Source organism: Pantoea sp. JZ29 (genome assembly GCF_035190385.1).
GTDB lineage: Bacteria > Pseudomonadota > Gammaproteobacteria > Enterobacterales > Enterobacteriaceae > Pantoea > Pantoea stewartii.
Window position 1 is genome coordinate 2,281,880 of sequence record NZ_CP045241.1, and the last position, 17,187, is coordinate 2,299,066.

A 17,187-nucleotide genomic window follows, 5' to 3' on the forward strand; every position below is an offset into this window, starting at 1 on the left:
ATAGACTCAGCGCATCTTGCAGGATTCATTTGAATCACGTCAATGGAATTATGATTCAAATGCATTCTGTTTTCTTATGACCGATCCCTTTGCCTCATGCTGTCAGGGTTTACCCTGTACCACATAAGCGCCCGACTCCATCAAATAGCGCTCAGCATTTTCGATTTTACTCACCGCATCGCGGCCATGACGGGCAACCAGCATCGCGAGCAGGCACTCTGCCAGCCCCATGCCAGAAACGACGGAAGGGAAAAAGGACGGACTGTCGATGGAAAACAACATTTTACAATCGGCGGCCTGGGCTAACGGTGACACCAGCGAATCGGTAATCGCAATGATCTTCGCGCCCGCCCGTTGTGCGGCCTGCAATACCGCCAGAGACTCGCGAGAATACGGAGCAAAGCTGATAAGTAAGACACAATCGTCTGAACTGAATTCTCGTGTAAAGACTTCGATATTACTCGCCAGGCCATCGATCAAGGATACGTTGCGGTGAAACAAGCGATAAATGTAGAACAGCGACCAGGCAATAGGGAAACTGGCACGGAAACCGCAGATATAGACATTCTCAGCCGCATCCAGCAGGGACACGGACTGCTCCATCATCGGACGGTTTTCATTATGTGTGAATTCGAGATTACTTTGATGCGCCTGGAACATCTCACTGTAAAGTTGAGACTGTGGACCCGACGCAACGAGCTTTTCAGCCCTGGATACATATGTATCATTACGCAGCCCAATATCATCGATGAACGCGTCTTTTAGCTCACCCCAACCGCTATACCCCAGCCGTTTTGCCAGACGGAGCAGAGTGGCAGGTTTAACTCCAGCCTGAAAGGCAAAGGTGCGCATCGATTGCACGACCAGTTGGTTGGTATTCTGCAGGGAGTATTCCGCAGCGCGTTGCAGTTCCGCAGACAATGTACTGAACTCACTGAGAATGTTTTCTCTTGGATTCATAGCCACTCTTCACAGGCGTTAAAGTTCAGGTATCTAAACACATTTGCTTAAGAGACTCTATAAACGGGAAGCATCCCCTGGTTTTACGGCTTCATTATACTTTTCACAGCAGGGTCAACGTTTGTTTGTCGCTCATCGCTGTCTTGCAAAGCACTTTCTGAATTTTGCTGATTTCCCTTTTCTTATAATAATTTGAAACTCCAGGGAATACTGGCTGCCTCGTACCGATGACCTGCCGTTCACTCATCTTTTCGTTAAGCCGTAGTTGGTCCTGAACAGACAGGGGAAAGGTAGTGTCTGCTGTGAGTGAGGAGCGGCCGTTTGGGGTGTTCACAGCAGGTGGAAATTTTACTTACACAGCCGTGTTGGGTTTAACGGGAACCGATCGAGACATAAAATCGCCCGTTCGTTCCTTACACTACCTGAAAAGGTAATCGGTAAGCAGGCCGGCAGCGGTGTCGATTTTAGAGAGAAAAGGCATTGGCTAATTTTTCAGCAAGCAGATATCAGAAGCTGACCGGCATTTTTCCAGCTGATTCTGAATACCGGGGCATGATCTGATGAAGGCATATCGGATAATGTTCTCTCCACAATGGTGCCCCCGAGGCGCTGATAAAAAGCTGTTGCCTGGGTGTTATCTTCAAACACCCACAAATAGAGCGGTGACTCATCATCCCTGCTCTTGACCCATTCGGCTGCGCGCCAGAGAAGTTGTTTTCCTACACCGAGACCACGTAGTGAAGAGCTTACATGCAGGCTGTCTATATAACAGCCCCACTGCGCATCATAGTGGAGCTTAATACATATGAAGCCTTCAACCTTTCCATCATATTCAGCTACAAACACTGTTTCGCTTTCATTGCTCTGATTCAGTGCTGAGCGCCAGTGTGAAAGTCGATCTTCCTGCGCCTGATTTTCAAGGAAATCCGCAGACATCACTTTCGTGTAGGTATCTCTCCATCCTGCGGTGTGCAGATGTGCTATTGCATCGGCATCACTGCGCTGAGCCTGTCTTAAGTGAATCACTGTTACCTCTCACAAACGCAATGGCGTTTCATGTTAGCAAAATCACATTCAGTCGAAAATCAGCTTACCTGGTTCAAACCATACATCACATCTTACGCAAGGATGAAAATGAATCTGGAAAACTCATGGTGACAGAGTGCTTACCTCATACGTAAATGTCCGCTTCTGGTGCAAAGCGGACATCCACATAAAGCATTGTCAGGAAACGTCGGGCTTCAGTAATCAACATTTTTCGATGCTGGCCTGTAAAACTGAGCGCGCATCGCAACAGGATTCAACATTACGACTCTTCAGCAAATCTCTTCCGCCTGTCTGGTATCGTACATCAACTGAGCCCGTTCCATTTCCGCTCCATGTTTTAGCGCCCATCCATACAGCGCACTGAATGGCTCCTGAAGCGTCTGTGCCAGTGGTGTAAGGCTGTACTCCACGCTCACTGGTGAAGTAGGCAGCACCTTTCGCAGCACCAATCCATTGCGCTCAAGCCGCTTCAGCGCATCAGACAATGCTTTGTGCGTAATACCCTCCAGCCGGCGACGGAGTTCGTTGAAGCGCACAGGTTCATTACAAAGCACAGTGAGAATTAAAATTGACCATTTATTGGTTATGTTCTCCAGAACCGGCCGCGTTTTCCCTATTTCTTTCAGGTCATTACAATCAGTTTGAGACATGGCGATATATTCCCCGATACCTGATATAAATAAAGTGCGTAATTGTTATTAAGTTTACAAATTATATCATCTGTTTTCCACCCTGACAGGAGAGAGCAGATGAGTAGATTAGAGAATAAAGTTGCCCTGATACTCGGCGGTGCAAAAGGCATTGGTCTGGCTATCAGCCAGCGATTTGCCAGTGAAGGTGCCACAACCTGGCTGACCTCACGCCGTAATGAGGAGTTAGAAGCAGCCAGTCAGACCATAAAGGGCACTGCCAGGCCAGTCCGTGCTGACGTCAGCCAGATAAGTGAACTGACGCGAATAGTCGATTTAATCAAGACAGAATCCCGCCAGATAGATGTGCTGGTCATCAACGCCGGCATGGCCGAATACTCGACGATTGATGACGTCACGCCGACACATTTTGATGCTGTTTTTGGCCTGAATGTGCGCTCACCGCTTTTTGCTCTGCAGGCAGCCCTTCCTCTGATGAAGGAGGGAGCGAGCGTCGTTTTGATAGGTTCGGTTGCCGATGTGATTGGCACGCCGGGATATGGCGTATATGGTGCCAGTAAAGCAGCACTTCGTTCTTTTGCCCGCACATGGACACGTGAACTCTCCGCCCGTGGCATCCGCGTTAATGTTGTCGCCCCCGGCCCTGTCGATACGGAGATGATGCGTGCAGCCTCTGAAGAGCTACGAAATGAGATAATCAGCACCATTCCCTTATCAAGAATGGGCAGACCTGAAGAAATTGCCAGTGCCGCCCTGTTCCTTGCAAGTGATGAAAGCAGTTATATAGCCGGAGCAGAAATCTGTGTGGATGGTGGCATGACACAGGTATGAGGCATGCCGTTCAGTTTTACTAAGATCAGAGAAAAGCTGTACGAGAAACGAACCGGGCGACGACCCGGTTTTTCTTTAGCCAGATGGCTGTGCTCAAATTCCCGTTTATTAGTATCGGTGTCCGGCAGGCGATATGCTGCGGCTTATTGCGGCATTGGCGCGCTCGCCGTTAATGAATCCGACATCATTTCAGCAAGGCCCGCTTCTGGCACAAAGTGGACAGGCTGACTGAGCTGAAGGTCCGCTATGCGCGAAAAGTGGTCTTTTGCTAATTTCTCAGAAATAGAATAGGTATGCTTTGACTTTGTTCTGTATGAAAGCCTTAACAGCAGGATTGAAAATATGAAACAGGTCAGAATTTATACACTCAAAGACAAACAGTCAGCAGAAATTTATTTTCACCGACACTGGCCCAGACATATGGCCTCTCTCCCAGCCTTTGGTATATATGTAAATCATGTTTATCTGGGGAAAGAATGTCAGGTCATTGCAACAGTTACCTATCAGGAGGATGCCGAAATACAAGCTATAAATCAGAAATATATGGCCAGCAAGGAGTTCATGTCAGACATGGAAGGTTTCGATATGTCTTCAATCCTTCGGGTGGATGAAATCATTATTAAGGAAACACTTTTCTGACTTTGCGACTTTCTCAGCCAGCAGGAACATTCCTGTCGCAGTCACTTAAATTGATACACAGCAATTAACCGGCCGTTAAGGCGGGGTCATACAAAGCGCATTTGGCCTGTCCGCTTCTGGCACAAAGCGGACGCTAAAATCTCTTCCTTTGTCCGCTATAAGCGAGAAGCGGACATTTAAACCCCTGTTACCTGGTGCTACCCAGGTCCCGGTCACTTTCCAGACCTTTAAGCATAAGTGTGGCTTCTTCAATACGAACAAATAGCCCTGAATCATCTGTTTCAGCAAACATATAAACTTCCATCTCAACCTCTTCCCCATTGCGCTTAGTACACAATACACGATGTCTGGTAGCATAGAGATTGCCTTCACGAAGTTCGTCATGCACATCAATTTTGCCGAAAGAAATTATTTCGCGAAGTTTACGAGCATGATGAGCAAAGCTATTTAAACTTCCCCACTCATTATCAGTGCGCTGCCGATAACCGGGACTAAAGTGGCGATTAAGTATCTCTTCCAGGGGGATTTCCTGTTGGTTAATAATCTCATCCAATACGTTAGCAATAGAAATCATTTTCATGGTCAGTCCTCATCATAAGTTATCAGTACTCTACAATCGACCTGATGGCTTCGGTACGGTATAAAAGACAATAAATACCTCAAATAAGCCAATATGACCGACCCGTTAATTCCATTCTCCCGGGCTTTTTCTTCTGATGGACCCACTTTGATTGTCGCGGCCCGCCAGTCGGATGCAATAAGGGAAACACCACGTCACCATCACATTCGCGGACAGTTACTCGGCGCTGAGCATGGGCTGCTTACGATCGATGCGGAAGAGTGTCGCTGGGTCGTACCGGCAACGCATGCCGTGTGGATACCTCCAAATATTCCGCATGGTCTGCGCTCGCACGGCCCATATTCAGGATGGAGTGTTTATATATCTGCTGCGGCCTGTGGCGCATTATCTGATAAGCCTGCTGTGCTCTCAGTTACAAATCTGCTACGCGAAGCGATAACACGAGCAGCCTCCTGGAAGGTTGCAGAGCTTAATGCGCCTCAAAAACGTTTATCTGACGTTATCCTTGATGAAATCGGTTCGCTTCCCAGCGTTAATCTTGGGTTGCCAATGCCGCAGGATATACGGCTCTTAAAAGTTGCTCAGGTGCTGTCTGAGAGTCCAGATGACGGTCGCACACTTGAAGAATGGGCATTCTGGGCGGGAGTATCGTCACGCACACTGACACGGCGTTTCAGATCCGAAACCGGTTTTAGCTTTAATGAATGGCGACAGCGCATACGGTTACTCAAAGCTCTTGAGCTTCTTGCCGCAGGCAAGCAAGTGACGACAGTTGCACTGGAACTTGGATATGACAACGTGAGTGCCTTTATCGCCATGTTTCGCAGGGTATTTGGCACCACTCCTGCACGATTCAGAATTTAAATATGCAGGCCCGCATTAAGCATCGGCTTCTGGATCAAAGCAGACGGTGCTTCTGATAAAACGCACTAATAAGCAGATTCAGGCTTTTATGCTGAAAAAGTTTCCTGCATAAAAAAGTAAAAGGGCCGGTGTCAGCCCTTAATTAAATGAAACGCTGTTAACGTAAAGATCAGAAACTCTGCCAGTTGTTTTCATCTGCTGCTGCAACGGCAGGACCTGAACGAAAAGACGATGGCGCGTGTGAAGAAGTTACCACCTTGCTGCGGACCACCGCAGGGACGTGTGAAACCGGTTTAAGGGTGAAGTTATTGACCAACTGGTTCAGTGATGCGGCCTGCTCCATCAGCGAATTTGAGGCAGCCGAGGCTTCTTCAACCAGCGCGGCGTTCTGCTGAGTGACATCATCCATCTGGTTAACGGCCTGATGCACCTGGCTGATCCCCTGTGACTGCTCACTGGCGGCCACAGAGATTTCATCCACAAGATCGGTAACCTGCCTGACGGCATCATTCATGCGTGACATGTTACTGCCAACGCCCTCAGCCTGTTCGGAGCCTGCCTGGACAAAACTCATAGACGATTCGATCAGCTCTTTAATTTCACGGGCTGAAGAGGATGACCGCTGTGCAAGATTACGGACTTCACCTGCCACCACGGCAAATCCGCGCCCCTGCTCCCCTGCCCGAGCCGCTTCAACAGCGGCGTTGAGGGCAAGAATATTGGTCTGGAAGGCAATACCTTCAATCAGCGCAATGATGTCAGTAATTTTTGCGGAACTGTCTTTGATATCGCCCATCGTCGACAGCAGTGTGCGGACACGGCCTGCGCTGTCTTCTGAAATGTCCTGTGCATTTTTGGCCAGTTGGCTGGCAAGCCGTGTGTTTTCTGCGGTCTGACGAACGGTTTCACTGAGTTCAGACATGCTTGCTGCTGTCTGCTCAAGCGACGCGGCCTGCTCCTCCGTGCGCGAAGACAGATCTTCGTTGCCGGCCGAAATCTGCGCCGATGCTGAACTGACAGACTGAGCCGACGCTTCAACCTTAGAAAGTGAGTCTGACACATTCTCAATCAGATGGTTAAAGGCGCTGGCGGTCAGGCCAATTTCATCCCGGCGACTCACATCTGCACGCAGCGTCAGGTCAAGGCGTTCACTGGCGGTTTCCATTACATGACGCATGCCGTTCAACTGACGTTTGATGCCAAAAATGGTTCTGAGGGCGAAGAATGCGAGAATGATAATGGCTATGGCAGAACCGCCGATGAGGCTCCACACTGTTACGTTATAAGTGTGATCATTTTGTTTGCGCAGCGCATTACCAATGTCTACGTTGAGTTTCAGCTGCTTCTGAAAACCGGCATTAAGCTGACGCGCAGCGGCACCAATACCGTCGTTACCCTGAAGGGAGCCAAGTGAAGCCGCATCATTTTGTGCACGAGAGGCGGCCAGAAAAGCCGGTAAAGTGTCCTCAACTTTTTTGATAGCGGCAAACGAATTTTCCGTTAACTGACGGTCCTCATCGCTTGAAATATCATTCTTCAGATAATACTGGTTGAGCGACTTAATCTGGCTAATCGCCCCCTCGATTTCCTTTTCCAGCACAGCCTGACGGCGCGGGTCTGTTGCACTCTGGTGGCGGTAAAGTGAGATGACAAGCGCATTACTGCTGTCGACCATTTTGCCGATGTCCAGAATGGACGGAACCGTATTTTCCTGAACATAGTTAAAGCGGGACTGAAAGCCGCCCGCCACCAGCACTGCAACGATAACCATTGTCACCAGGGCAGCAGAAAGGAGTGAAAAGGTAAAGAGTAAACGCTGTGTAATGGTCATGTTATTTCCTGCCATAAAGGGATTCTGATGACTGATGAATATCAGTACTAACTCAAACATTCAGACGATTTATCGGCGGGAGAAAAATATCATTTAATAAAAATGATCAGAGAATGACCTATTACTGTGACAGGTGATGAAAACAAAGTTGGGCCGGGGACATAAACAGCACGTTCAACATGGTTCAGATTCGGTGAGTAAAAGCCTGAGGCAGACATGACAAACGGCACTTTTCACACTACGCGAAGTATAAATTATACGACGCATATGTCTTTATGTTCGCTCCAGTTGTTGCGACAGGTTTAACCTTACATCGGCAGGATGGCGTCCTTATTTACAGTAGAAACTGTTGTATTTGCATCCACTTCTGGCAGGCAGCGGAACAACGCGGTAACGGCGCAGTTTTCGGCTGACGCGATCAGCCCTGAGCGCGACGGTCTGATGCGCAGGGACATGTTTACGTTGCCTGTATGCCCATGATCGTCCTGTGACGCACCTGCGGGTCACGGCTGTACGTTCATTTCGACTTTCCTGTACGATGCGAGTGGCCTGGTGGGTTCGACAGGCTCTTCCCCCGCTCGACATCGATGCGGGCCCGGTATGTCAGCGCAACACGGCGTCGTTGAGAGGACAGGAATGAAAAGCCCGCACTGTCGCTTCAGGTTTTCAGTTCACACGCTCTGTAGACAGGCTGTTTTCCGCCCTTTTTACGGATTGTTCACGATGTTCCTCCTTGCGGTTCTTTGCCTGACGTCCGCGTTATCGCGCGCTGCCGATCTGCCGGACGGCTTTGCCAAAGGCGTGACGGGCGGTAGCGGTGGCGCGGTTGTTCATCCCATCCGCACTGATGATCTGGTGAAGGCGTTGTGCGCCACCTATGACCGACACGGAAACTGTACGGATGATCGTCCCCGGATCATCGCTCTGGATCATACCGTCGATTTTCGTGGAACGGTCATGGTCAACGGCAAAGCCACGACCACGGAAAGGGGTTGCATGGCAAATGCCTGCCCAGGAGGCGGTGGTCAATTGGCGCGCAACGGTGCCAACCAGTTTTGTCAGGGCAAAGCGCCGGTTTCGGTGACCTATGATAATGCCGGTTTAGACCGTCTTAAGGTGGGATCAAACAAGACGCTGATTGGTGTAGGGGCACATGCGGGGATTCAGGGCATCGGGCTTTACGTCGGTGGCGGCGTTCACAACGTGATTATCCGCAATCTGACACTGTCAGATATCAATCCGCAGCTGGTCTGGGGAGGGGATGCCCTTACCGTTGATAATGCGGAGGGTGTGTGGATTGATCACAATACTTTCGCCCGCATTGGCCGACAGATGATTGTCACGGGCTGGGGCTCCGCGTCCCATGTCACGCTTTCCGATAACGAATTTGACGGCAGAACACCCTATTCCGCAACCTGCGACGGTCACCATTACTGGGTCTGGCTGTTTCTGGGGCAGCATGACACATTAACGGTCGCGCGCAATTATGTTCATGATACCTCCGGGCGTGCCCCGCATGCCGGTGGGATGGGCAATGCCAGTGTCCTGGCGCAGCTGGTTAACAATGTCTTTGTCAATCTGACGTATCAGGGCGCGATAATGTCCAGAACACCCTCTTCGCGTCTGCTGGTGGAAGGTAACGCCTTTGAGAATGTGGCTCATCCGCTGTTTAACGACATCCGACAGCCCGGTAATGCCTTCGCGCTTTTTGATACGAACGCCGCCGCTGGGGAAAACGCCTGTCTGAAAAATCTGGGCAGGCGCTGTGTCAGTAATCTGCAAACCCAGAGCGGCACCGACTATCGCCCACAAGATATCACGGTCCTGGAGGCTTTCAGATACGATCGCGCCTGGCTCGTCTCGCCTGTTTCCGCAGAGGTGGCCAGCGTCCAGGTGCCCCGTGAAGCTGGCGTGGGCCATATTCACAGTCCGGTGCGGTAAGTTTTTAATGTGAGGGTTTCCCCGATGGCACGTTTATTGTTGCGCATTTTTGTCTTCTGTCTGTTCAGCAGGCTGGGCGTTGCCAGTGCCTTCGGCGTGACACACTCCGGCAACACTCTGGTGGTGGATACCGGTGCCGATCTGGTGTTTAGCATCGATGACCGCAACGGTGATCTGACATCAATGCGGTTTCATGGCAGTGAGCTGGCATCACCAGAGCACAAGGCCTCACAAGTCGCCTCCGGACTGGGGCACGCGCAGGTTGCAGTGAAAACGGCAGGCGATGTCATTGTCATCAGTGCGCAGGCGGGTGAACTTATCCACTACTACCTCGCCAAAAAAGGCCGTAATGCCCTGTATATGGCGACCTACGCGCCCGCGCTTCTGCCGGTCGGGGAACTGCGTTTCGTGACGCGTCTGGATGTCAAAAAATTCCCAAAGGCCGACTGGGGCAACGATTCAAACGTCGGAAAAGCGATTGAAGGCAACGACGTCTTTTTGTTGCCTGACGGACGGACCAGTTCCAAGTTTTACTCTGCCCGTCCCATGATTGATGACGATCTGCACGGCGTCCACGGTCCGGGCGTAGCGGTCTTTATGCTGACGGGCAATCATGAGCTCAGTTCAGGTGGCCCGTTCTTTAAGGACATCGCGACGCAAAAAACGCAGATGACACACGAGCTGTACAACTATATGTATTCCAGTCATACCCAGACAGAACCCTTTCGACCGGGGTTGCATGGTATCTATGGGCTGTTGTTTACGACCGGAGAGAAGCCCTCCGCCACGTTAATCGATGTGGGATTTATTCATACGTCACTGGGGCTGAAAGGGTTTGTCGATCAGACTGAACGCGGCACGCTGTCAGGTGTGGTGACAGGAATGAGCGATCGTCCTGACGCCGTTGTCGGCCTGCGAAACGCCAGCGCCGAATACTGGACGCGCGTGGACAGCCAGGGGCGTTTTACACTGACGGGCGTGCGTCAGGGGCACTATCAGATAACGCTGTACGATAAGGAACGGGAAGTCGCGCAACGTACAGCAGATATCCAGGCCGGCAGACAAACTCAGATTGCGTTAGCCGCCCAGACCTTACCGGGTCAGGTTATTTGGCAGACGGGTTCACCGGATGGCACTCCGTCGGGGTTTCGTAACGCCCGTTTGCTGATGTCCGCTCACCCGTCCGATCGGCGTATGTCGCCCTGGACAGCCGCTGATTACCTTGTGGGAACCGCATCAGAAAGCGACTTTCCTGCCGCGCAGTGGCGGGATATTAACTCGCCAACCCGCATCCGTTTCATGCTGTCTCGTCACGATGTACATGATTTAACTTTACGAATTTTTATTACTCTGGCGCAGTCTGGAGGACGCCCTCAGGTCAGCGTCAATCAGCGCTGGACCGCGCCGATTCCGCCGGCTTCTGACCAGCCTGCGAGTCGGGGGATCACCCGCGGCACTTTCCGGGGCAATAATGCGCTTTTTACTTTTGTCCTGCCGGCTTCCGCCCTGCAGGCAGGAATTAACACACTGGATATTAATGTGGCCTCGGGGCAAAAAGGCACAGGATTTCTGAGCCCAGGCTTCGTCTATGACAGTATTCAGTTAGTACGATGAGCGGCGCGTTATCAGACCTGAAAAGGCGGAGAAAACGCTGTCTCCATCGCGGTCAGGTTCCCCAGTGACGGCGCACAACAGCCTTGATGACAGGATGCGTTTCTGCCTCCTCCAGCGAAGCACAGAAAGCGGGTCTGGTGCGGCTGAGATGCGCACGCGCATTGCTCCAGCGGCTCACCACACAGGCCAGCATTTCGAGCGCGCCGGGGTTAGCAGGCTGCCATGCGCGCGTGTCAAAAAAGAGATCGCTGAACATGTCCCACTGCTTATAGAGTTTGTTGACCGCCCCCTCGGCCAGCTGCTTACGCTGATCCGGCGAGCCTGTGTCCAGCCATCTTTCCGGGTAATCAATGATGCCGATGGCGGCATAACAGTTTGCACTTATATACACTAGCCCTCGTAATTGCTGAGCACGAACGTCAGCGTCAGTTGAAAGGATGCCGGCATCAGGACAGGCCATACCAGATAAATCATGATGGCTGCGCTTTCAGTCAGCACGGCCCCGTCAGGCAGGATGAGCGTGGGGATCTGGACCAGCGGATTCAACCGCTTTAAGGTTTCAAACCCACTGTCTTTGTGCCATGAACTCGCCTCAACCGTTGTGTATTCCGCCCCGGCCAAACTGAGCGCCATCTCAATCGCGGCGGCGCCCGAACGTGCGCTTCCATAGAGTGTGTACATATAAGATACCCTGTATGCGTTAATCCCGCGCCCTGAGGCGAGCCTGCATACATATTACCAGCAGTGATGACGTTCATCAGGGTGGTACCAGAAGTAGCATGACTCCCTGCTACAGATGAGAATAAAGGCGGTATTGAGTAATCGCGTAATAAGCATCGGACAAAATCAGGCATGTTATCGACGCGAAAAGAATTACATCATGTCTTAAACAGGTTTCTTTTTGAAATAACAGCGCGTGTTTTGATGTTGCTCAGCGTCTTCATATACGCCATTGATGACGAAACACGGTCATATTTATCACTCTTCTCGTGGCGTTATCTGTCACTTCCTTAATAAAAAGAAAGTGACAGCGAATTCCCCGCTCATCGTTACAGACAGGTTCAGGGACTTCCGTGACAGAAATCCCCTTCAGCTTGCGCCAGGACGTTGTATGCAGGAGTCGGCGTTAATGGGCATAATGTCCAAAAAACTGAATCAGTGCCCTGGCCGTCGCTTCAGGTTGCTCTTCCGGCTGAAAATGGCCGCAATCCGCCAGCCGCTGGCTGTGAATATCGTCCCCATACGCTTTCAGGGTGGCGGCCATATCCGCAATAGAACCCTGATCGGCTGACAGCCCCAGTACCGGCATCGTCAGGCGTGTTTGCTGTGCAAGCGCAGCATTCTGTGCTGCTGACTGTGACAGGGCGCGGTAAAACGCCAGTCCTGCGCGCAATCCACCAGGGGCTTTGAGCAGGCGTTCATATTCGTTAATTTCCGTCTCGCCGTAACAACGGTGGTCAGCCGATTTCTCCCGAAAGAACCATTCCAGATAAATGCGCTCACGCCCCGTCAGTAAGGCTTCGGGAAGATCCGCGACGGCATTGAAGGCGAAGTGCCAGGTCTTCCAGGATTGACGGGAATCTGTGGGCAACGTATCCGGCAGCGATATACCTGGAATACCGGCGTCCATCAGGGTCAGCGCCCGGATCTCCTCGCCGTAAAGCATCGCATAAGTAAAGGCGACCCAGGCACCGACGTCGTGTCCAGCCAGAAAATACCGGCCTAATGCTAACGATGCGACGAAGGCGTGCAGTCGGCTGGCAACCGTTTGAGTATCGTAGCCCGCAAGCGGTTTATCGGTATCGCCCTGGCCGGGTAAGTCGACGGCCACAATGCGAAAGTGCGCCATCAGACCGGGCATAACCTTTCGCCAGGCAAACCAGCTTTCAGGGAAACCGGCCAGCAATACCAGCGGAAAGCCATCCGGTCGGCCACCGGTGACATAATGAAAACGCAACCCTTCCACACGTGCAAAGCAGTGACGAAAACCGTCGGGCGCATCAGGGATCACAGAAGCAGACATAACCTGTTCCTCTTGTCATACGATCACTCGTCGGCAACCGACAGGTGCGTGAATGAAAACAAACCCGACGGACGGACTTGTGCCATTTTCTGGTGAACCAACCCGACCGGCAGTCGCCCGCACAATCGTGATAACCGCCCCGTTTTCGCACACAGCTTCCTGAGCGGCCTGTTCATTTCGTGTGACCTGAACACGTTCATTAACCCGGTCAGCAACGGACTCAACGTCGGGAAACGGCTCGGCAGTACGCTGTCAGGTCCGCAGAGTACGGGATCGAAGCCGGCTTCCAGTCGGAAGAACACCTCGTCGCGAGCGTTGGATGTACGCCAGTATTTTCAGCGTCCGGCCGATAGATCGGTATCGTGCGTAAGAATCGATGCTTTACCTACTCCTCGCATTCCCTGGTGAAGCGCCAGAAAGCTCTCTGCCGCAGCGGTTTCATTCGCCGTTGCCGCCACAGAGCCGTCCTGTTCGCCCGCTTCTGTCAGGGCCTAGAGTTAGGAAATGATCATTTCCTATATAAATCTGCAGCGGTTATCATGTCAAGCTCAATGCTTCACTTCATAACACGCTAGCTGAGGTACCTGGCGACAACGCGAGGCGGGCTGAATACGAGCCGTAACAGGGATGTCAGGATGGCGCATTCCGTCGTTCCAAGGCCATCCCGTTATTCTGCCCCCTTATCTGAGGTCTGTTTAGGAACGGTATAACCAGGAAACATACGAAATTGTCAAGGCGAATTATAATTTAATCGCTTTGACAGGCATCATTAAATGTTGCCGGGGAAAGATACACAGCAAAATTCACTTTTATAACGAGAACAAAATGAAAATTTCAACCCGTCTGACTGCAGGTTTCGGTCTGCTTATCCTTCTGTTTATTATCTGCACAGGCACGGCGCTCAATGCCCTTCATAAAGCCCGGGCAAGCATGGATATCGTCGTGAATATCAAGATGAAAAAATATCAGCTTGCGCAGGATATGCTGGGGGAGTTAAGGGAGATGGCTATTGATGTCAGAACGCTTGGCCTGCTTAGCGATCCGGTTGCTATGAAACCCGTCGCTGCGCAGATGGAAAAAAATAAAGCTGACTTCATTGCCAATCGTCAGGCACTGGGCGATCTGTTGCAGATTGACTCGCTTCCGCCGGGTCGCGCGGCCTTTAAAAGACTGACCGACACCGAGAGCGAGTTCTTCAGCATCTTCGCCAAAGCCAGTCAGCTTGGGCTGGCCAACCGTGATAAAGAATTTTTCGAGTGCCTGACAAAAGAGGTACAACCTGTCCAGGATAAGATGCTGAAAGATCTGCTGGTCGTCACTAACATTCAGCAGAAAACCAGTCTGGCCGAGGTGCAGCAAAACAGCGCGGCTACCGCCCGTGATACCCTTTTTCTTTTGCTGCTCGCCGGGGCTTCGGTGCTGGTGGGCGTGGGTGCCTGCGTCGTGGTGATCCGCATCCTCATGCGTCAACTGGGCGGTGAGCCCGCCCAGGCCCAGGCACTGGCTGCGACCATTGCGGCTGGCGACCTGACCTCGCCTGTCGTGCTTCGTCGTAATGATACCACCAGCCTGCTGGCCTCGCTCGACAGTATGCAGGCGAACCTGCGCGGGCTGGTCTCGCAGATCAAGGATGCCTCGGCTTCCGTTTCTCTGGCGGCTGATGAGATTGACCAGGGTAACACCGAACTCTCATCCCGCACCGAGCAACAGGCCGCCGCCCTGCAGGAAACCGCCGCCAGCATGGAGCAACTCACCGCAACGGTGAAGAGCAACTCGGCGGGTGCGCAGCAGACAGCCGACGCGGCACGGGGGACGGCGCAACTGGCGCGCGAGGGGGAATCTGATATGCAACGCATGACACATACCATGCATGACATTTCGGTCAGCGCCACCAAAGTGCGTGATATTACCTCTGTGATCGAGAGCATCGCCTTTCAAACTAATATCCTGGCCCTCAATGCCGCAGTAGAAGCGGCTCGCGCGGGTGAGGAAGGGCGCGGTTTCGCGGTAGTCGCAGGCGAAGTACGCACGCTGGCGCAGCGCAGCGCCACGGCCGCGCGGGATATTAAAATCCTGATTGAACAGGCCGTAACACAGGTAGAAAGCGGCGTGAACGTGGCCTCTTCCACCGGACAAAGCATTTTGAAAATTGTGGGAATGGTCGGCGAACTCGCGGAGGCGATGGATAACATCTCTCTGGCCTCTTCAGAGCAGATGCAGGGTATTTCGCAGATCAGCGTGGCGGTGAGTCAGATGGACGGTGTGACGCAGAGCAACGCCGCGCTGGTTGAAGAGTCTTCTACGGCCTCGCGTTCGCTTTCTGAACAGGCGCATGCCCTGCGCGGCATGGTGGAGGCGTTCCGTGTCTGAGCCCCATCCGCAGCCTGATGCGCCAGAGAACGATCCGCTTAACATCGCGAAGATAAGTGCGCTGAAGGCCGATATTGATGTCATTTTTATTCAGCTCAGGCACGGTGGCTACGCCAGTATGGACACCTTTGCCAATAACTGGGCGCATCTGATACGTCGGGTTCAGGACATAAAGCCCCTGCTGAGTCGGCCCGGCGTCACCGAAACGTTGCTGCGCACGGATGTGCGGCTGACGGCAGATCTGATGGCGATCAGTTATGCCGTAGAAATCATTGAAAATTTCATGGCCTGCGCCGCACAGCAGGCGAAAGACGGGAAAGACCGACAGGGATAAACGATGGCGCGGACACTCAGGGGTGCCGCGCGATTGCCTTCAACCTGCATGCAACAGGGCATGGCCCGCCGCGTTTTTAAGGCGGGCTTTTTTTGCCTGAATCAGGTGCTGATTTCGGCTGTGAATCCCCTTTTCAACGGCACTTTCGTGTTGGTCGGGCGAAGAGCTTGTTAACTGAATATTCCTTCACGCCATATGCTGACCCTCTTCCGCCAGGCAGGCATTGTGATGCAGACGAGCCAGCCCGGCTTTTGGGGCTATGCTGCCCTGTTTTTTAAGTCTCCCGACTGAGTTTATTAAGCTCAGACATCGCCTGACGAACCAGCCAGAAGCCAGGGGAATAAAACGCCCGACCGAGTTTTTCAGCCACGGCTGGCGTAACAGTCAGCGTGCCGCGCAGGAGGAACCGGGCCTCATGCATCTGCAGCCCGGAACGGCGGCAGAGCTGCTCTACGCTCATATTGTATTCGGCTAACAACGACGCCAGAAAGCGTCCGACTGAATGCTCGTCCATAAAGCCTCACTTCTTCCATGGTTTCCCCCGAGCATAAAACACTCATCAGCCCTGTTCAATACACATGCAATATCTTATTGGGATAAGCGAAACGCTAAACGAGGGCGCGTAAACGGGCAGATTCCCCTGCTCCGCAGGCTTCACACCGCCTGATAAAAAGCGGCAGGATTTAGCCGGATAAAGGCGTGTGCTTTATAAAGACGGGCTCATTGTTGCCCCGCCCCCTCAGCGGCAGAACACAGACCAATACATATGTCGGCGTTATGCTAAATAAAGACGCTGAACGAATCGGCTTCTGTATGGGCCAGCTGCGAAGCCCGACGTTCCGGCCTGGCAGCAAGATAGCTGGCCACCAGATTAAAACCCAGGGTATAGCCCAGCCAGCGCGGCATATCGCCGGCGCCATAAAACCACTTGCTGTGATCGTAATCGGTGCACAGCCAGTCCTGATGCAGTTGTGGCAGATAAGCGTGAATCAGTTCGGCGTTGATGCATTCCCACCGTTCAGGTTCTCCGCCAAAAAGCTCAAGCACGAAATGCCCGGCCAGCCCTTCAGAAACACACGCTTCGCCCAAGGTGGTGCCATAGCCGGGACCTGCCCACCGCGCGGCATGATGAAGTTCATGCGCGAACATCCGTTCAAGCGATTGTGCCGCATTTTGGCAGAATGCAGGATTGTCAGGATCAACCGTCACATACACGATCCCGGGTTCGGGGCAAAATCCGCTATGCCCTTTTTCCGGAACAACTCTGTTTCCCGTTTTAACCACCACATCCAGCGCCGGGAGAGACATAAGGCTATCCGCACGTCTGTGCGTCGCCGTCAGGCAGTCCTTAATCCAGTCACTGTGTGCGGTGAGTGTCTTTTGCGCATCCAGAAAGTGCAGCATCATATAAGACATCGTCTTACCCCCCAGCCCGTCAGGAAATGACACTCTTCTGTCAGATCTTATTGTGCTGAAAAAACTGTCGCCCCGCGCCTGCATCGC

Annotated in this window: 17 protein-coding genes and 1 pseudogene; 8 read left to right on the forward strand and 10 right to left on the reverse strand. The window is 52.3% G+C overall.

The window, feature by feature from the left end; genetic code table 11:
• Positions 1-102: 102 nt before the first annotated feature.
• The 3 genes from GC090_RS10590 to GC090_RS10600 form a co-directional block, all read right to left on the reverse strand.
• Positions 103-960 carry a MurR/RpiR family transcriptional regulator gene (locus GC090_RS10590; protein ID WP_039340377.1) on the reverse strand — a complete coding sequence of 286 codons (858 nt, stop codon included), beginning with the start codon at positions 958-960 and terminating at the stop codon, positions 103-105.
• A 492-nt stretch (positions 961-1,452) separates the two neighbouring features.
• On the reverse strand, positions 1,453-1,986 hold the full coding sequence (locus GC090_RS10595; RefSeq protein WP_324019696.1) for a GNAT family N-acetyltransferase: 534 nt from the start codon (positions 1,984-1,986) through the stop codon (positions 1,453-1,455).
• A gap of 290 nt (positions 1,987-2,276) precedes the next feature.
• Positions 2,277-2,657 carry a winged helix-turn-helix transcriptional regulator gene (locus tag GC090_RS10600; RefSeq protein ID WP_033741436.1) on the reverse strand — a complete coding sequence of 127 codons (381 nt, stop codon included), beginning with the start codon at positions 2,655-2,657 and terminating at the stop codon, positions 2,277-2,279.
• A gap of 99 nt (positions 2,658-2,756) precedes the next feature.
• Here GC090_RS10600 and GC090_RS10605 point away from each other — a divergent pair, with 99 nt between their 5' ends.
• Positions 2,757-3,488 carry an SDR family NAD(P)-dependent oxidoreductase gene (locus GC090_RS10605; protein WP_172912474.1) on the forward strand — a complete coding sequence of 244 codons (732 nt, stop codon included), beginning with the start codon at positions 2,757-2,759 and terminating at the stop codon, positions 3,486-3,488.
• A 342-nt stretch (positions 3,489-3,830) separates the two neighbouring features.
• Positions 3,831-4,127, forward strand: coding sequence for an NIPSNAP family protein (locus GC090_RS10610; RefSeq protein ID WP_039340383.1), 297 nt, complete (start codon positions 3,831-3,833; stop codon positions 4,125-4,127).
• A gap of 187 nt (positions 4,128-4,314) precedes the next feature.
• Here the strand turns inward: GC090_RS10610 and GC090_RS10615 are convergent, their stop codons facing one another.
• A complete protein-coding gene (locus GC090_RS10615) occupies positions 4,315-4,701 on the reverse strand; it encodes a nuclear transport factor 2 family protein (RefSeq protein WP_324021568.1) in 387 nt (128 codons plus the stop codon).
• Positions 4,702-4,800: 99 nt separating this feature from the next.
• On the opposite strand from GC090_RS10615, the pseudogene GC090_RS10620 reads away from it, so the two are divergent.
• Positions 4,801-5,034: pseudogene (locus tag GC090_RS10620) on the forward strand (AraC family transcriptional regulator); the annotation flags it as partial.
• 75 nt (positions 5,035-5,109) lie between these two features.
• Positions 5,110-5,571 (forward strand): helix-turn-helix domain-containing protein, encoded by a 462-nt coding sequence (locus GC090_RS10625; RefSeq protein ID WP_233255757.1) that lies wholly within the window; start codon positions 5,110-5,112, stop codon positions 5,569-5,571.
• Positions 5,572-5,740: 169 nt separating this feature from the next.
• On the opposite strand, the gene GC090_RS10630 is transcribed toward GC090_RS10625, so the two are convergent.
• Positions 5,741-7,402: a methyl-accepting chemotaxis protein gene (locus GC090_RS10630; RefSeq protein WP_324019697.1), complete on the reverse strand. Its 1,662-nt coding sequence runs from the start codon at positions 7,400-7,402 to the stop codon at positions 5,741-5,743.
• 723 nt (positions 7,403-8,125) lie between these two features.
• On the opposite strand from GC090_RS10630, the gene GC090_RS10635 reads away from it, so the two are divergent.
• A complete protein-coding gene (locus GC090_RS10635; protein ID WP_054633787.1) occupies positions 8,126-9,343 on the forward strand; it encodes a pectate lyase family protein in 1,218 nt (405 codons plus the stop codon).
• Positions 9,344-9,367: 24 nt separating this feature from the next.
• Positions 9,368-10,957, forward strand: a complete 1,590-nt coding sequence (locus GC090_RS10640) for a rhamnogalacturonan lyase B N-terminal domain-containing protein (RefSeq protein WP_324019698.1) — start codon at positions 9,368-9,370, stop codon at positions 10,955-10,957.
• Positions 10,958-11,009: 52 nt separating this feature from the next.
• Here GC090_RS10640 and GC090_RS10645 read toward each other — a convergent pair whose 3' ends face one another.
• From GC090_RS10645 to GC090_RS10655, 3 genes are all read right to left on the reverse strand, one after another.
• Entirely contained in the window at positions 11,010-11,348 is a 339-nt protein-coding gene (locus GC090_RS10645; protein ID WP_324019699.1) for a glutathione S-transferase family protein, read from the reverse strand.
• Complete coding sequence (locus tag GC090_RS10650; protein WP_324019700.1) at positions 11,348-11,638, reverse strand: glutathione S-transferase N-terminal domain-containing protein; 291 nt, start codon at positions 11,636-11,638, stop codon at positions 11,348-11,350. The genes GC090_RS10645 and GC090_RS10650 overlap by 1 nt, the downstream gene beginning before the upstream one ends.
• Positions 11,639-12,083: 445 nt before the next feature.
• Positions 12,084-12,980, reverse strand: a complete 897-nt coding sequence (locus GC090_RS10655; protein WP_324019701.1) for an alpha/beta fold hydrolase — start codon at positions 12,978-12,980, stop codon at positions 12,084-12,086.
• A gap of 825 nt (positions 12,981-13,805) precedes the next feature.
• Between GC090_RS10655 and GC090_RS10660 the strand changes: the two genes are divergently transcribed.
• Together GC090_RS10660 and GC090_RS10665 are read left to right on the forward strand one after the other, a co-directional pair.
• Positions 13,806-15,350: a methyl-accepting chemotaxis protein gene (locus GC090_RS10660; RefSeq protein ID WP_058701927.1), complete on the forward strand. Its 1,545-nt coding sequence runs from the start codon at positions 13,806-13,808 to the stop codon at positions 15,348-15,350.
• The gene (locus tag GC090_RS10665) at positions 15,343-15,684 is read left to right on the forward strand and encodes a hypothetical protein (protein ID WP_235318765.1); all 342 of its coding nucleotides are present in this window, start codon (positions 15,343-15,345) and stop codon (positions 15,682-15,684) included. The genes GC090_RS10660 and GC090_RS10665 overlap by 8 nt, the downstream gene beginning before the upstream one ends.
• Positions 15,685-15,958: 274 nt before the next feature.
• Here the strand turns inward: GC090_RS10665 and GC090_RS10670 are convergent, their stop codons facing one another.
• Together GC090_RS10670 and GC090_RS10675 are read right to left on the reverse strand one after the other, a co-directional pair.
• Positions 15,959-16,198: an XRE family transcriptional regulator gene (locus GC090_RS10670; protein WP_033741417.1), complete on the reverse strand. Its 240-nt coding sequence runs from the start codon at positions 16,196-16,198 to the stop codon at positions 15,959-15,961.
• 266 nt (positions 16,199-16,464) lie between these two features.
• Positions 16,465-17,100 carry a DUF2268 domain-containing putative Zn-dependent protease gene (locus tag GC090_RS10675; RefSeq protein WP_324019702.1) on the reverse strand — a complete coding sequence of 212 codons (636 nt, stop codon included), beginning with the start codon at positions 17,098-17,100 and terminating at the stop codon, positions 16,465-16,467.
• Between the last annotated feature and the right edge of the window lie 87 nt (positions 17,101-17,187).

What these genes read in the sequence shown, in the direction of transcription:
- GC090_RS10605 (WP_172912474.1), top strand. Translation starts at nt 2,757, where the DNA reads ATGAGTAGATTAGAGAATAAAGTTGCCCTGATACTCGGCGGTGCAAAA.
- GC090_RS10655 (WP_324019701.1), bottom strand. Translation starts at nt 12,980, where the DNA reads ATGTCTGCTTCTGTGATCCCTGATGCGCCCGACGGTTTTCGTCACTGC.
- GC090_RS10600 (WP_033741436.1), bottom strand. Translation starts at nt 2,657, where the DNA reads ATGTCTCAAACTGATTGTAATGACCTGAAAGAAATAGGGAAAACGCGG.
- GC090_RS10660 (WP_058701927.1), top strand. Translation starts at nt 13,806, where the DNA reads ATGAAAATTTCAACCCGTCTGACTGCAGGTTTCGGTCTGCTTATCCTT.
- GC090_RS10630 (WP_324019697.1), bottom strand. Translation starts at nt 7,402, where the DNA reads ATGACCATTACACAGCGTTTACTCTTTACCTTTTCACTCCTTTCTGCT.
- GC090_RS10675 (WP_324019702.1), bottom strand. Translation starts at nt 17,100, where the DNA reads ATGTCTTATATGATGCTGCACTTTCTGGATGCGCAAAAGACACTCACC.
- GC090_RS10635 (WP_054633787.1), top strand. Translation starts at nt 8,126, where the DNA reads ATGTTCCTCCTTGCGGTTCTTTGCCTGACGTCCGCGTTATCGCGCGCT.
- GC090_RS10610 (WP_039340383.1), top strand. Translation starts at nt 3,831, where the DNA reads ATGAAACAGGTCAGAATTTATACACTCAAAGACAAACAGTCAGCAGAA.
- GC090_RS10640 (WP_324019698.1), top strand. Translation starts at nt 9,368, where the DNA reads ATGGCACGTTTATTGTTGCGCATTTTTGTCTTCTGTCTGTTCAGCAGG.
- GC090_RS10615 (WP_324021568.1), bottom strand. Translation starts at nt 4,701, where the DNA reads ATGATTTCTATTGCTAACGTATTGGATGAGATTATTAACCAACAGGAA.
- GC090_RS10670 (WP_033741417.1), bottom strand. Translation starts at nt 16,198, where the DNA reads ATGGACGAGCATTCAGTCGGACGCTTTCTGGCGTCGTTGTTAGCCGAA.
- GC090_RS10650 (WP_324019700.1), bottom strand. Translation starts at nt 11,638, where the DNA reads ATGTACACACTCTATGGAAGCGCACGTTCGGGCGCCGCCGCGATTGAG.
- GC090_RS10590 (WP_039340377.1), bottom strand. Translation starts at nt 960, where the DNA reads ATGAATCCAAGAGAAAACATTCTCAGTGAGTTCAGTACATTGTCTGCG.